The sequence below is a fragment of the Gemmatimonadota bacterium genome (assembly GCA_009835325.1).
Classification (GTDB): Bacteria; JAAXHH01; JAAXHH01; order JAAXHH01; family JAAXHH01; genus JAAXHH01.
This window is the reverse complement of the sequence record VXWP01000027.1, coordinates 26124-40448: the sequence shown is the minus strand read 5'-3', so window position 1 is coordinate 40448 and position 14325 is coordinate 26124. Positions and strand designations below refer to the sequence as shown.

Annotated in this window: 12 protein-coding genes; 4 read left to right on the top strand and 8 right to left on the bottom strand. The window is 64.1% G+C overall.

The features are described from left to right. The 5 genes from F4Z81_02890 to F4Z81_02870 form a co-directional block, all read right to left on the bottom strand. Positions 1 to 340 (bottom strand): type II toxin-antitoxin system VapC family toxin (locus tag F4Z81_02890; protein ID MXW03995.1); only part of this gene is annotated, 340 nt, incomplete at its 3' end. Further along, positions 337 to 594 carry a plasmid stabilization protein gene (locus F4Z81_02885; protein ID MXW03994.1) on the bottom strand — a complete coding sequence of 86 codons (258 nt, stop codon included), beginning with the start codon at positions 592 to 594 and terminating at the stop codon, positions 337 to 339. The genes F4Z81_02890 and F4Z81_02885, both read right to left, overlap by 4 nt. Positions 595 to 677: 83 nt before the next feature. After that, positions 678 to 1868: a hypothetical protein gene (locus F4Z81_02880; GenBank protein ID MXW03993.1), complete on the bottom strand. Its 1191-nt coding sequence runs from the start codon at positions 1866 to 1868 to the stop codon at positions 678 to 680. Positions 1869 to 1939: 71 nt separating this feature from the next. Continuing rightward, positions 1940 to 2989 carry a hypothetical protein gene (locus F4Z81_02875; protein ID MXW03992.1) on the bottom strand — a complete coding sequence of 350 codons (1050 nt, stop codon included), beginning with the start codon at positions 2987 to 2989 and terminating at the stop codon, positions 1940 to 1942. A gap of 28 nt (positions 2990 to 3017) precedes the next feature. Continuing rightward, the gene (locus F4Z81_02870) at positions 3018 to 4280 is read right to left on the bottom strand and encodes an aminopeptidase P family protein (GenBank protein MXW03991.1); all 1263 of its coding nucleotides are present in this window, start codon (positions 4278 to 4280) and stop codon (positions 3018 to 3020) included. Between the two features lie 297 nt (positions 4281 to 4577). On the opposite strand from F4Z81_02870, the gene hisH reads away from it, so the two are divergent. The 3 genes from hisH to F4Z81_02855 are packed head-to-tail and all read left to right on the top strand — an operon-like array spanning position 4578 to position 7682. Next, positions 4578 to 5198 (top strand): imidazole glycerol phosphate synthase subunit HisH, encoded by a 621-nt coding sequence (gene hisH / locus F4Z81_02865; GenBank protein MXW03990.1) that lies wholly within the window; start codon positions 4578 to 4580, stop codon positions 5196 to 5198. Further along, complete coding sequence (gene hisF / locus F4Z81_02860; protein ID MXW03989.1) at positions 5192 to 5968, top strand: imidazole glycerol phosphate synthase subunit HisF; 777 nt, start codon at positions 5192 to 5194, stop codon at positions 5966 to 5968. Before hisH ends, hisF begins: the two co-directional genes overlap by 7 nt. A 16-nt stretch (positions 5969 to 5984) precedes the next feature. Further along, positions 5985 to 7682, top strand: a complete 1698-nt coding sequence (locus tag F4Z81_02855; GenBank protein MXW03988.1) for a D-aminoacylase — start codon at positions 5985 to 5987, stop codon at positions 7680 to 7682. A 65-nt stretch (positions 7683 to 7747) separates the two neighbouring features. Here the strand turns inward: F4Z81_02855 and F4Z81_02850 are convergent, their stop codons facing one another. Next, a complete protein-coding gene (locus tag F4Z81_02850; GenBank protein ID MXW03987.1) occupies positions 7748 to 8335 on the bottom strand; it encodes a carbonic anhydrase in 588 nt (195 codons plus the stop codon). A gap of 75 nt (positions 8336 to 8410) precedes the next feature. Here F4Z81_02850 and F4Z81_02845 point away from each other — a divergent pair, with 75 nt between their 5' ends. Beyond that, the gene (locus tag F4Z81_02845; GenBank protein ID MXW03986.1) at positions 8411 to 12310 is read left to right on the top strand and encodes a hypothetical protein; all 3900 of its coding nucleotides are present in this window, start codon (positions 8411 to 8413) and stop codon (positions 12308 to 12310) included. 85 nt (positions 12311 to 12395) lie between these two features. Here the strand turns inward: F4Z81_02845 and F4Z81_02840 are convergent, their stop codons facing one another. Both F4Z81_02840 and F4Z81_02835 read right to left on the bottom strand, forming a co-directional pair. Continuing rightward, complete coding sequence (locus tag F4Z81_02840; GenBank protein ID MXW03985.1) at positions 12396 to 13751, bottom strand: divalent metal cation transporter; 1356 nt, start codon at positions 13749 to 13751, stop codon at positions 12396 to 12398. Between the two features lie 58 nt (positions 13752 to 13809). Then, entirely contained in the window at positions 13810 to 14076 is a 267-nt protein-coding gene (locus F4Z81_02835; GenBank protein MXW03984.1) for a hypothetical protein, read from the bottom strand. Positions 14077 to 14325 lie beyond the last annotated feature (249 nt).

Sequence of the window (14325 nt, the reverse complement as noted above, 5' to 3'; positions counted from 1 at the left end):
GAAAGGCGTCCGGCAGATGGTACTCCAACGCTTCGCACCGCCGTCGCTTAGCTTCCATTATGAGGGCACACTCTCGAGCGTCGTTCAAGGTCCAATCGTATATCCGATCCTCAAAGAGGTCATCGAGCAGGTTTTGAAATCGATCGGCGAGGGCTTCACGTCTCCGTCCGGCATCGAGAAGGCCAATGCCATTGAGGATCTCCCAGACCGTAATGGATGCAAGACCAATCCCCTGGTCGGCGATCTTATCCAGAAACGCAGCGACACGTGGATCTGGATGTGGGCGCATCATTTCTGAAATGACATTCGCATCGAGGAGCCAGGCAACAGGAGTGTTCACGTCTCACGCTCACTTGCGAACTCGACCTTACGGTATGCATAGTGCCCGGACTCCGGTAGCTCGACCCCGTTTTCGGGCCCGAAATACCGCTTGAAAGCCTCGGAAGGCGATGCGCGGTGCTCAGCCTTTGCACGCTTCTCGCGGATCATATGACGGATGAATTCTTCCATAGACACGCCGACTTGTCGCGCCTCTCGTTTGAGCCAGGCTTTGTCCGCCGGATCAATGCCGCGGACAGTGACAGTGGTACTCATCGCGGCCTCCTTTTCTGTCTGGTTGACACCAGAAAACTAATGATAGCAAAATATGCTGTCAAGCATTCTTCCGGCGTCAAATTTCAGATCACCGCGACCGCGCTCCGCGCCATTTCGTCCCAGTCCGGTTCCGGCGCTGGACGGTCGCTCCAGGCGATGGACATGGCGCCGTCTTCCACGACGAGCGTGCCCCGGCAGTCGAGTTCCTCGTCAGGCGGGCGTGGCCGCAGCCCCATGAAGGCCTCGAAGACGGGGTCGTTTCCGATGGCCAGGATGACGTGGGGATCACCTCCGTGCACCTCCACGCCGAAGCTCTCGGCCAACTGGGCCTGCTTGATCTGTCCGGTGATTCCGATGCCCCGCTGCCGGACGATATCGGCGGCCTGCATCGCCAGGTACGGCGCCGTGTTGTACGGCTGTCCCCCGATGGCGCCGATCCATTCCAGGGTCAGGACCGGGAGGTCAAGGGTGGCGCACAGTTTCTTCAGACCAAGGATGTCGTAGTCCTGCAGGGGCTCTTCGATCCACCGGTAACTGCACTTCTCCATGATGCGCCCGATTTTCACGGCCTCTTCGTAGGTGTACGACTCGACGGGATCGTGAAAGAGCATGATGTTATCACCGAGCGCTTCCCGTAACTTGACGGCCATTTCCCCGTTGGCCTTCACCCCTCGGTAGGAATGATCCTTGCAGCCGATGAATCCCTCTTCTTCCACGCGCTGCACCGCGTGGGCCACCAGATCGTCGATGGTGCGGCCGCCCACGTTGCAGTAGGCGGGCACACTTTCTCGGCATGCGCCAAGCAGCTTGTAGATGGGGAGACGGGCGCTCCGGCTCGCCAGGTCCCACAACATCCGGTCGATCGTATCCAATAGCCCTCTTCCCGTATACATGAAGCGCTGGGCCATCCAGAACCGCTGCCACACGCATTCCCGGTCGAAGGCGTCCACACCGATGAGCATGTGGGCGTAGCGGGCCAGGAACTGGCGGCCCTGCCATTCCAGTTCCCGTGGATCGAAACCCGTGCCATAGTCGGCAAAGGCGTCCAGATCACCATCCGTGACGAGGCGGACCACCAGACGGTACTTAGGTTCCGGTCCGTCTCCGGTGAAGGTATATCCGTCGGGCGCGCCGGCGCCGAAACCCTGATCATGGGTAAACAGCCCGGAGACCCCCGGCGGCACAGGCGCCATGCTGCCCCGGTCCGCGCTGCTCTCCCGGCGCGTTTCGGGTTCATCCTTCAGCACGTAGCATTTGACGTTCCGGATCTGCATGAGGGTTCCTTGATCAGTGGACCGCCGTTATTCAGACGGCCGCACCGGTTATTCAGTCGGCGCGCACCGTATCAGGCTTCAATCCGTTCCGAGGTCATGTCCATGACCGCGTCCTGGTCGATTTCCATGCCGAGGCCCGGCAGATCGGGCAAATGGACGAGGCCGTCTTCGATCTGTAACGGGTTCAGGACGAACGGCGGTGCGACCTCATGCCTCGACATCTCAATAAAAGGCATATTCCGGAGCGAACCCGCGAGATGTATATGGGCAAAGCCGTCGCTGATCCCGGCACCCTCAAGGTGACAGTACGCTCCGAACGCTTCGGCGCAACGGGCCGTCTTCAACACGTCCGTGATCCCGCCCGCGCTCCGTACGCTGGTTCGGATGTGGTCGGCGGACTGGACCGTCATGACCTGGGACGCCTCGATGGGGCTGCGCACTTCCGCGGTGGTCGGTGTATCGATTTCGCCGGCTACCTGCTTCCCACCGGAGTGATCGTTTCGGGGACGGGGCCGGTCGAAGTAGAAATAGTCCGCCTCGTCGAGCACCCGGCCAATCCGTATAGCCTCATCGACTACACACAGGGCCCGGCCGTCGAGGATCAGCGGGAAATCAGGTCCCACGGCCGCACGCACCTCGCGAACCAGTTGGACGAGGGTGTTCTCATCCGCCATCGCGCCGAATCGGTAGGCTTTGAATCCGGCCTGCTGAGCGTCTTTCGCTTCCTTGACGATCTCCGGTCCGGAGGGGTCCGCATCGCCTGAGGGGTCTCCCGTTGCGGCTGTGGTGCCTCCTGCGGTGCTGGCCCGGCAGACCGGAACCCGGTCCCTGAACCCGCCCAGGTGCCGGAAGAGCGGCCGTCCGGCGATCTTGGCGGAGAGATCCCAGAGTGCGACGTCGATCCCGGCGCGAAGAGCTGGCGGCAGTCCTTCGTCCAAATCCCGTAAGGCCCACCAGGTCCGTTCCCGATCCAGGGGATTCGATCCCACCACGATCGATGCCGCGCGCTCTACGTCGTATCCTGTGGCGGTGATCCCGGTACAATATCCCTCGAACCCTTCGCCGGTCACCAGACGAAGCAGGCCCGCGGGCTGATGCAACGTGATTGTGGTGATTTTCATGGGAGGTTGCCGCCGATTCTGTTTCGCCCTACTCCTGCCCCGACGCGCCCTGGGGAAACACCGGTCCGTCCCTCCGCTGCTCCGTGAGCGGACGGGATCCGCTCGCCGTCACAACAACGGACTGTTCCAGGTGCAGGGATCCGACCCCGGCCAGGCACAGCGGCGCTTCCACGTTGAGCACCATGTCTTCTTCAATGGGCAGATCCGAAGGTACGTCGACACAGTCGTCCGAGATCCGCAGGCCGGTGTCCGGCGACAGGACGGGATAGTCCCGCACTTCCATGCCGACCCCGTGGCCATGGGGATACATGGAAAGACCCGCTTCGTCGACGACTTCCTGCATGGCTGCTTGTACCGCCGAGGATTTAACGCCGGGCCGAATCGCGGCCAGGCCGGCGTCCATGGACGCGCGGAGCGTGTCGAACCGGACCTGCATGTCGTCCGACAGCGGCCTCATGGCCAAGGTGGTCCCGGTGTCCGAATAGCAGGACCGGTACCGGCATCCCCAGTCCACGTACTCCACGTCGGATTCGCCGAGGATGAAGTCCGGTTCCGTCGCGATGCCGAGCCCGTGGACTCCGAAGGCGAAGTGGTCCAGGTCCGCCTCCCGGGCACCCAACTCCGCCCTGAACCGGTGAACGACATCCTGCACGTTGTCTCCCGGCCGCGCCTGTTCCATGGCCGTCATGGCCGCCGTTTCGCTGATCTCTGCCGCCTGCGTGAGCCGGTCGATCTCGTCCCCGGTCTTGACCATGCGAAGCAGCCGGATGAGGTTGGAGCAATCCAGCAGCCGCGCATCGGGCAGCGCCTCCTTCAGTTGCCGGTACCGGTCGGCGGTCAGGCCGTCGGCTTCCACGCCCAGCGTGCCCTCGGCAAGTCCCCGGTCGCTCAGGGCCCCGACGAGGGCCTGGGTGGTCGTGGTGTAGTCCGGAGTACCTTGCAGCAGGTGGAAAACACGGTCCATCCGGTCGGACAACGGCCTCGGCGGCAGGGACCAGTCGAGCCCGGAATCGCCGCTGACCCGCATGTCCTTCACCCACAGGTCGACGCCGTTGACGGCCAGCATCGCGCCGGTCACCGCCAGCGCGGGTTCGCCCTCGAGGGGAAACAGGGCGTACCCCTGCGCCAGATCCGCCGATGCGCCGGGCCGGACCATGTACGCCTTCATGAGCCCGTCGATCCAGATGAAGTAGTCCGTGAAATAGGTGATATTCACGGGCGAGGTCGCGATCAGTCCGTCGAGCCCGCGATCCCGCATGTACGCCCTGGCCCGCTCGGTATTGAAGAGCATCTGGTTCTCAAATCCTCAGGATGGATTTCAGTGAGCTGGTTCCGCCGTTTTCGCCTTCAATCCGGCGCGGCGGCGACGGCGTGAAGAAGCACCAAGCCAGTATAGAAACGACACCCGGCGATGTCAACGATCGAATCCTCTTCCAGGGCCGTCCCCCGGCGAGCCCGCGGAGCCATCTTTCCCTTGACAAAACGGGCGCAATCGGATTACTAGGGACATGCGGCCAACATGCGCCAGGATCGTATTCTGTCCCTCCTGACCACCCCGAAGAACGTACGTTCAAATGATCCACATTTAATGATTCACATCGTTGACTATGACGCCGGGAATCAGACCTCGGTGAAAAGAGCGCTGGATCACCTGGGCGTGGCTTCGGTCATCACGTCGGATCCGGAGGAACTGGTCCGGGCGGAGCGCATCGTCTTTCCCGGGGTGGGGCATGCCCATTCCGCCCTCGAGACGCTGCGGAAACGGGGGCTCGACGAAGCGCTCATATCGGCCGCCGATCGGGGGACGCCTATCCTGGGGATCTGCGTGGGCTGCCAGATCCTGCTTTCGGGTTCCGAGGAAACCGATCTGCCGTGCCTGGACCTGATCGGCGGCCGGTGCCTCAGGTTCCGGCCGGACGACGACACCCTGAAGGTGCCGCACATGGGGTGGAACGCACTTAGGGTCGACCGCGCGCACCCCGTGCTCCGTCACGTCAGGCCGGGCGACGAAGTCTATTTCGTACACTCCTATTTTCCCGCCCCCTGCGAGGAGCGGGACGTGCTTGCGAGGAGCCGGTACGGCGTGGAGTTCGCGGCTGTAATCGGCCGGCGCAATATCGTGGCAGCCCAGTTTCACGTGGAGAAAAGCGGTCCCGTGGGCTTGAAGATCCTGGGCGAATTCGCGAGCTGGGACGGGAATCCATGCTGAGCAAGCGGCTCATTTCCTGCCTGGACGTGCGTGACGGCCGGCTGGTCAAGAGCGTTCGGTTCGTCGACACGAAGGACATCGGCGATCCGGTCTCCGCGGCGCGGCGGTATTACGAAGCCGGCCTGGACGAACTCGTCTTCTACGACATCACGGCATCCAGCGACCAGCGCGGCATCATGCTCGACGTGGTGGAGGAAGTTGCCCGGCAGGTGTTCATCCCCTTCTCGGTGGGCGGCGGCCTCCGGTCGGTCGGCGATTGTCGGAAGGTGCTGGAAGCCGGCGCGGAAAAGGTCAATCTGAATACGGCGGCCGTCGGCAATCCCGGGGTCATCTCCGAGGCGGCCGACGCCTTCGGGGTTCAGGCCGTGGTACTTTCCATGGACATCAAGGCGGCCGGTTCCGGATCCCTGCCGTCCGGCTACGAGATCGTGACCCACGGCGGCCGGCGCGACACCGGCATGGACGCCCTCGAATGGGCGCGGCGCGGCGAGGCCCTCGGCGCCGGCGAGATCGTCGTCAACTCCATCGACGCGGACGGCACGCTCGAAGGCTACGAGTTGAAACTCACGCGGATGATCGCCGACAACGTGGGCATCCCGGTCATCGCATCGGGCGGCGGCGGCAGGCCGGAGCACCTCTACGACGCCCTTACGGAAGGCGGGGCCGACGCGGCCCTGGTGGCTTCCATGCTGCACTACGGTCACTATTCGGTGGATTCCATCAAGCAGCATCTTCACGATCGGGCTCTGAAGATCCGGATGACCAACTAACGAAAAGAGCGCAATCATGGACTGGTCCAGACGCAACTTTCTCAGGAGAACAAGCCTGGCGGGCGCCGGCGCGGCAGTTGGCGGCCTGTCCACGATGCTGGACGGCTGTGCGATCGCCCAGCGTTACGACGTGATCATCCGAGGGGGACAAGTCATCGACGGGACGGGCGCAGCACCCGTGGTCGCCGACATAGCCATCGAGGGAGACCGGATCGTCCTGATCGGTCCTGTCCAGGGTTCCGGCAGGAATACGATAGACGCCACAGGCAAGATCGTCTGCCCTGGATTCATCGACATCCATTCCCACACCGACCTTTCGCTCCTGGTCGATCCCAGGGCCGAAAGCAAGATCCGGCAGGGCGTGACCACGGAGGTGGCCGGCCAGGACGGTTCTTCGCTGGCCCCGCTGACAGACGCGCGGCTCAGGTCGCTGCAGAACGGCTACGGACGGCGTTACGGCGTGGACATAGGATGGACGGATTTCACGGGGCTTTTCAACACCCTCGAACAGCAGGGCATCGGTCTCAATTTCATCTCGCTCGCGGGCCAGGGCACCATACGCGGATACGTCGTGGGGTACGAGAACGTGCCGGCCAGCGCGCGCCAGGTCGATGCGATGAAGGACCTCGTGGACCAGGCCATGTCGGAAGGGGCCTGGGGCCTTACGTCCGGGCTCGAATACACGCCCGGCAGTTTTGCCGATGAGGATGAGATCGCCGAACTCGGCCGGGTGGCGGCGGGCTACAGCGGGTTCTACGCGACTCACATGCGCAACGAGGACGATTTCCTCGTAGAAGCCGTGACCGAAGCGATCAGCACCGCACGAAAAGCCGAGATCGCGCTCCAGATCGCCCACTTCAAGGCTTCGGGCAGGCGGAACCGGGACAAGGTCGCGGTATGCTTCGACATGATTGAACAGGCGATCGGCGAGGGGATGGACATCACCCTCGACAGGTATCCCTATATCGCCTACGCCACGACACTGCAGAACCTGTTTCCTACCCGCTTCCGCGCGGGCGGCGCCGAGGCGTTCGTCGGCCGTCTGCAGTCACCGGACGTCCTGCCCGCCATGAGACGGGCGGCCGTCGACAAGGTCGATATGCTGGGGGACTGGAGCGCCGTCATGATTACTTCGGTCGGCAGGGCGGAAAACCAGGACTACGTAGGCCGGCGGGTGTCCGAGATCGTCGCGCGAAGCGGTCAGGACCCGTTCGAGTTCGTGCGGGAACTGCTCATCGCGGAGAACGGGAGCGTGGGCATGGTCGGGTTCGGCATGAGCGAGGAGGAGATCACTTCCGTACTGACCCATCCGCTGGTCATGGTCGCCTCGGACGGCGGGGCCGCAGCCGTCTCCGGCCCGTTGAGCGAAACCACGCCTCATCCCCGGTACTACGGGACCTTTCCCAGAGTGCTCGGCAAGTACTGCCGCGAAGAGGGACTGTTCGACCTGCCCACCGCCGTGCACAAGATGACCGGCCAGCCGGCCCAGCGGCTGGGACTCGCCGACCGCGGCAGGATCGACGTGGGCCTGGTCGCCGATCTCGTAGTGTTCGATCCGGACACGGTCATCGACCAAGCTGATTTCATGAACCCCCATCAGTACGCGCAGGGCATCGAAAGCGTCCTGGTCAACGGCGCGGTCGTCATTGACGGTGGGGAACACACCGGCGCGCTGCCGGGCAAGGTATTGCGGAAGCAGGCGGGATCGGCCTGAGTGCCTGTGGCGGGGATGCCCGTCCACCGTTCGTTCGGCTTAATCGGTGTCCGAGGAGACCGGCATCATCCGCGATCTACGTTCAGGTCCACGATCCTGCCGCTGCGCAGGTCGAAGACCCAGCCATGCACCTGCAGGCCGGTCTCGCTGATCGACGCCTGCACTTCGGGGAACTCAAGGATGTTCGCGCACTGCGCGCGGACGCTGTGTTCGACCAGGCGGTCGCAGCGGTCCGTCGCATCGGGGAGGGCTTCCAGTTCCGACTGATGGCGCCGGGAAACCGCTCTCAGGTTCCGAAGCCAGGGCTCGAGCGAGCCGAGGTCTTCCGACTGCAACACCGCCTTTACCGCGCCGCAGTCGTAGTGACCGCACACCACGACATGCCCGACTTTCAGATGCTCGACCCCGTAGATGACGGCGGAACCCGTGTTCGGGTCCAGGGGTGAGACCAGGTTGCCCACGTTACGGTGGACGAAGACCTCACCCGGACCGGCGCCCATGAAGGCTTCGGGCATCACCCGGCTGTCCGAGCATCCGATGTAGAGAATGCCGGGCTGCTGCGGCCGCGACAGCCGATCGAGATAACCGGGATCGGAGCCCAGTCTTCGCTTGATCCACTGCGCGTTCTGTTCGAAAATGCGGGACGGATTCATGGACTTGGTTGTGGGATTACTGTATGGAGAAAGTGCGTTTTCCGATTTCGCCTGAACGGTATAGCACAGTATAGTATGCCGATCGTGTTGCGTCAACACGGACCGGTCCGGAGATTCGAAATGAACGAACATGCCAGCGACGCCGCGAGTCCCGACGACACGAGACCGGACGCCACGAGACCGGACGCCGATTCACCGGACGCCTCGAAACCGCCCATCTCCATAGGCATCGACGTCGGCGGGACGTTTACGGATTTTGTCGTGGTGGAAGGCGATACCGCGCCGCGCTACTTCAAGACGGCGTCGACGCCCCAGGCGCCGTCCAATGCGGTGATGAACGGACTCGGTGATATCGCCGAATCCCACGGCCTCTCCGCGGCCGAACTGATGTCCCGGACCCGGCTGTTCATTCACGGCACGACCGTCGCGACCAACACGCTCCTGGAGCGCAAGGGCGCCCGGGTCGGCCTGATCACCACCGAGGGTTTCCGGGACCTGCTGGCGCTCAGGGAAGGGCTGAAAGAAGACCGGTACAATCTGAGGATGACCCCCGTCGAGCCACTGGTTCCGCGGCCCCTGCGGCATACGTTGGCGGAACGAATCCGCTCCGACGGCGCCGTCGAAGCGCCTGTGGATAATGAGGCGCTGGACGGGATACTGGACGAACTCGCGCGGGCCGGCGTGGAATCCGTCGCCGTCTGCCTGGTTTTCTCCTACCTGAACCCGGCGCACGAACGGCTCGTCGGCGAACGCATCCGGCAGCGGCACCCGGAACTGTACCTCTCGCTCTCCTCCGAGATCCTGCCCCAGATCAAGGAATACGACCGCCTGAGTACCACGGCCGTGAACGCCTATGTGGGTCCGGTCTACGCCAGGTATCTCGAACGCATGAAGGAGGAAGCGTCCGGCCTGGGCCTCGCGAGTGACATCCTCACGATGACGTCCAACGGAGGGGTAACGCCGCTGGACGTCGCCGCACGGCAGGCCGTGCAGGCCATACTCTCTGGACCGGCCGGAGGGGTCAGCGGGGCCGTTGCCTACGGCCGGCTGATCGGCGAAGGCGATCTCATCGGATTCGACATGGGCGGAACGAGCACGGATATCTCAGTGATCGAAGCCGGCGATCCCCAGGTCTCCGGGGAACACTACGAAGGGGGGTGGAAGATCGCCGTGCCGATGATCGATCTCCACACGCTGGGCGCGGGCGGCGGGAGCATCGCGCGGGTGGACGACGGAGGAACCCTGCACGTCGGACCCCAAAGCGCCGGGGCCGATCCCGGTCCGGCCTGTTACGGCCGGGGCGGCGATAAGCCCACGGTTACGGACGCGAACCTGGTCCTGGGCTACCTCGATCCCGGGAATTTCCTGGGCGGACGGAACCCCCTCTTTCCCGATCTGTCTGAACGGACGGTGCAGCACTCCGTTGCCGAACCACTCGGGCTGTCCACGGTGGACGCGGCCCGCGGCATCCTCGACGTGGTGACCACGGCCATGGCCGAAGGCATCCGGCTATTGACCGTGCGCCGGGGTGGAGATCCCCGGCATTATTCCCTGCTGGCCTTCGGTGGAGCGGCGGGATTGCACGTGGGTCAGGTCGCCCGGAAGACGGGTATCGGCAAAGTCTACCTGCCCTCGGCAGCCCCCGTGCTGTCGGCCTACGGCATGCTCGCGTCCGACCTCCGGTACGACTTCGCCCAGTCATTCACGGCCAGCCTGGACGTTGTCGATCTCGACGAAGTAAGACGCCTGACGGACCGGATGGCGGGCCAGGGCATCGCCCGGCTCAGGAACCAGGGACTGGCGGACGAGGACATCGCCACCCAGTTTACGGCGGACATGCGCTACCTGGACCAGATCTACGAGGTGAACGTGACCGTCCCGGACCTTGCGATGGACGACGGTGCGATACGACGTGCGTGGGCTTCGCTCTTTCACGAACGGTACCAGACCCTGTATTCCTACCATCAGCTCGACCAGGAGATCCGCCTGGTCACGCTGCGCGCCACGGTCACCTGGAAACTGCCGTCTGTCGACCTGCCCGTTAAGGAACGGATCGACGGGACCGGGAACACCCGAAAGGGCACGCGGCGGGTCTACACCGGAACCTGGTCCGAGGCCGACGTCTACGCGGCGGACGACCTCGCGCCCGGCACCGCGATCGAGGGACCGGCCATCGTCGAATCCGATTTCACCACCGTGCTCGTCGAGGAAGGCGACCGACTCGAAGTCGATCCCTACGGTGGCATGGTCCTGTCCGTTTCTCCCGCGGTGTCGGATTCGTCGGATACGCTGGATGCGCTGGACGCGCCGGACGCACCCGACGCGCCGGACGCGGATCCGGCCAGATCGGATCCGGTCACCCACTCGGTCGTGGCCCACCGCCTGGAATCGATCGCCCGCGAGATGGCGGATGTCATGATCCGCACGTCCATGTCGCAGATCCTGAACTCCAGCCGGGACTTCTCCACCGCGATCCTCGACGCGACGGGCCAGCTCGTGGCGCAGGGCGAAGGCATTCCCGTGCATATCAGCGCCCTGCCGCCGTCGGTCGAAGCGGTGCGCGAGTACTTCGGCGACGACATCAACGAGGGTGACCTGTTCATCCTGAACGACCCCTATTTCGGCGGCAGCCATCTGCCGGACATCACGGCGATCTATCCCGTGTTCCGCGACGGGGTCCTGCGCTTCTTCGCCGTAAACCGGGCCCATCACAGCGACATCGGCGGGGTAACCCACGGCGGCTACAACCCCTCGGCCAGCGAATTGTACCACGAAGGCCTTCGCATCCCGCCCGTACGGCTCTATGAAGCGGGCCGGCCCAGGGAGGACCTGCTGCACATGCTGGCGGTCAACGTGCGCCACGCGGAGAACTTCACCGGCGACCTGCACGCCCAGATCGGATCGGTACAGATCGCCGCGCGTCGGTTGCAGGCACTGCTCGACGATTATGGCGCCGACGGCCTGATGGCGTCCGTCGAAGCCATCCTGGACAGCGCGGAGCGGCGGATCCGGCAACTCATCGGCGGCTGGAAGGACGGCGTGTACTTCGGGGAGACGCTGCTGGACGACGACGGGTTCGACGCCGAGTCGATCCCCATACGGGCAAAGGTCACCGTCCAGGACGACCACATGACCATTGATCTGAGCGAATCGAGTCCCCAGGTCACCGGATTCATCAACAGCGCCTATGCCAACACGCGCTCGCTGGCCCACGTCGCCATCATGTACATGGCGCCATCCGACGTGCCGAAGAACGAGGGATCCATGCGGCCGGTGAAGGTCATTGCGCCCAGGGGCCTGATCGTGAACCCGAACCCGCCGGCACCGGTGTGCATGAGCACCAACCACTGCGGGGAGGAGATCGTGGAGGCCGTCTTCAAGGCGCTGGCCCCGGTAGCGCCGGATGCCGTGAACGCGGGGTTCTCCCGAAGGCTCCGTTTTGCGATCACCGGGCGCAATCCACGTACGGGGAGCCGGTTCATCTGGCACTTCTTTTTCGGACGGGGAGGAGGTGGCGCGTCACGGGGGTACGACGGCTGGTCCTGCGTGGGCGAGGTGAACGTGGCCGGGGCGATCCGGAGCCCCAGCGTGGAGATCACCGAGGAGCGCTTCCCCTTCAAGATCGTACGGAACGACCTGCGGCCGGGCTCGGGCGGCGACGGCACGTGGCGGGGCGGACTGGGCGCCGTGTTCGAGATGGTCTACGAGGGGGACGAGCCGGCCAAACTGAACATGGCGGGCGACGGCGTCGTCAACCCGCCCTTCGGGCTCTTCGGCGGCGCGCCGGGCCTGCCGCACCGATACAAGGTGGTGTCCAACGGCAAAGAGCGGATGCTGAAATCTAAGGAAACCGAAGTGCCCATTCTCCCCGGGGACCGCATCATCGCCCTGTCCGCCGGAGGAGGTGGCTACGGACCGCCCGGATCCCGGGACCCGGACAACCGTTCACGCGACCGGGAGTCGGGACTGGTTTGATCGGGCCGCGTCCCTGCACGGGCCGCGTCCCTGCACGGGCCGTACCCGCGATCAGGATATGGGCATGGCCTGACAGGCGCCCGGCCTAGAACCTTACCCACACCGCGTAGATCGCGAAAGCCGCCATGATCAGCGTGGCGGCCGTCAGCGCCACCAGCAGAAGCCGGGACGGGGGGACGCCCGCTTCCCGCGCCGTGGTTCGGCTGAAGTAGAGCGCCGCCCACCCGATGGCCGGCAAGAGGATCGTCTGCATCAGCGCGCCGATGATCACCATGGTGACCGGCGCGGACCACAGTACGTAGAGGACGAGGTAAACCAGGGGCAGCAGGACGCCGATCAACCGCACGACGCGCTGCCGGTCGTTCGGCCGCGCGTAGGTCACCAGGCCGAGGACCGAAAGGGCGTCCGCCAGCATGCGCGACTGTCCCACGATGGTGACGAAATAGGTCGAGAAGAGGACTACGAAAGCGCCTACGCCGAACAGGTAGAACGCCCAGTTGCCCAGCGTTTCGGTGTACATGCCGGAGAGGATCTGCACGGTGCCGAATCCCTCGGGCACCATCCCCTGGGCGTGGAGCACGGCCGCCCCGAGAAAGAAGAAGGCGAGCGTGGCCAGCGTGTAGATGACCATGCACAGCCACACGTCCTTCTTCATTACGCCGATCCATCCCAGGGCGCGCGCCCGCCAGTCCGGGCTGCCGTCCCTGGGTCCGGCCGACCGGGCATATCCCTTTTCCACGCACCAGTACGGGTAGAGCAGGAGTTCGGAAGCGCCGACGCCGGTAATGCCGAAGACGGCGAAGGCCGTAACGGCTCCGTCCGGCGGCAGGGCGAAACGCAGCCCGTCGAGGATTACGCCGGGCGATACGGCGTAGGGGGTCCAGAACAGGAGCAGCGCGCTGGCCAGCGTGGTGAAGGTAAAGAGGGCCACCAGGATTGTGGTAATCCGCTCCAGCGTCATGTACTGCCCTACGAGCCCGAGCCCCATGCCGACCAGAGTGAGTATGATCAGCCAGGACGTATTTCCGAAGACTGGAAAGATCAGGTCCAGCGACAGGCTCATCGTACCGAAAATACCGCCGACCTGCATCGTGCTCCAGAGCAGGAGAAAAAGGCTTCCCCATACGAGCCACGAAACACGCAGACGCGGTCCCGGAACTTTGTTGAAGGCGACGAAAGTAGTCTGGCCCGTAGCGATGGCGTGGCGGCCGAGTTCGCTCTGTACTGGCACCTTGACGGCACAGCTCAGGAGAATGAGCCATAGCACCACGAAACCGACCTCGGCGCCGAGCCGGGTGGTGGCGATGAGTTCGCCGGAACCCACGATGGAACCGGTCAACAGCAGGCCCGGCCCGAGCTGGCGGATCGTCGACCACCGGTCGGTGGGCGGTTTTCTCACATGTTCGGGGAGCAGCGCATAAGGGTCGTATTCACGGGACATGCGGTTGCCTGTGCGGGGTGTTAGATAAGGTGGCCGGTTCGGCGCCGCGCGGCGCCGTTCAGGATGCGTCCGCCTCGGTGGAAAGGGGAATCGCTTCGTCGATCAGCATGATGGGGATCTCTTCCCGGATGGGATAGAGGTACTTGCCGTCGGCCCGTACCAGCCCGCCGTCGATGGGCTCCGTCACCTTCTCGCCGCCCCGGTTGACGAGATTGCCCGCCCTGATCATCTCGTTGATGGTTGCGACTTCTGAATCGGATGCGAGACGGACCTCTTCTTTGGTTTCCGGGCAGGCCAGTATGTCCAGCAACTCCTGGTCGATCATGCTTCCCTCCGCGTCCGATGCGTTGAATGGTTCTGGTTGGGACAGACTATAAGACGCGCGGGAAGCGCGATCAAGCGATTTTTAGAAAGCGCCGGGGGCCGGGCGTGCGGCATGGTTCCCGGTGAACGCCGCAAGCGGCCGGCGTTGGGTAACGTGGTTGTTGCATTTAACAGGACTACCTCGTATAATAGGTGCGATTTTCAGATCGAATTTTGATGATCGCAGACCTAAAAACGGAATCAAGGAGTG

What these genes read in the sequence shown, in the direction of transcription:
- F4Z81_02885 (MXW03994.1), bottom strand. Translation starts at nt 594, where the DNA reads ATGAGTACCACTGTCACTGTCCGCGGCATTGATCCGGCGGACAAAGCC.
- F4Z81_02880 (MXW03993.1), bottom strand. Translation starts at nt 1,868, where the DNA reads ATGCAGATCCGGAACGTCAAATGCTACGTGCTGAAGGATGAACCCGAA.
- F4Z81_02875 (MXW03992.1), bottom strand. Translation starts at nt 2,989, where the DNA reads ATGAAAATCACCACAATCACGTTGCATCAGCCCGCGGGCCTGCTTCGT.
- F4Z81_02870 (MXW03991.1), bottom strand. Translation starts at nt 4,280, where the DNA reads ATGCTCTTCAATACCGAGCGGGCCAGGGCGTACATGCGGGATCGCGGG.
- hisH (MXW03990.1), top strand. Translation starts at nt 4,578, where the DNA reads ATGATTCACATCGTTGACTATGACGCCGGGAATCAGACCTCGGTGAAA.
- hisF (MXW03989.1), top strand. Translation starts at nt 5,192, where the DNA reads ATGCTGAGCAAGCGGCTCATTTCCTGCCTGGACGTGCGTGACGGCCGG.
- F4Z81_02855 (MXW03988.1), top strand. Translation starts at nt 5,985, where the DNA reads ATGGACTGGTCCAGACGCAACTTTCTCAGGAGAACAAGCCTGGCGGGC.
- F4Z81_02850 (MXW03987.1), bottom strand. Translation starts at nt 8,335, where the DNA reads ATGAATCCGTCCCGCATTTTCGAACAGAACGCGCAGTGGATCAAGCGA.
- F4Z81_02845 (MXW03986.1), top strand. Translation starts at nt 8,411, where the DNA reads ATGCCGATCGTGTTGCGTCAACACGGACCGGTCCGGAGATTCGAAATG.
- F4Z81_02840 (MXW03985.1), bottom strand. Translation starts at nt 13,751, where the DNA reads ATGTCCCGTGAATACGACCCTTATGCGCTGCTCCCCGAACATGTGAGA.
- F4Z81_02835 (MXW03984.1), bottom strand. Translation starts at nt 14,076, where the DNA reads ATGATCGACCAGGAGTTGCTGGACATACTGGCCTGCCCGGAAACCAAA.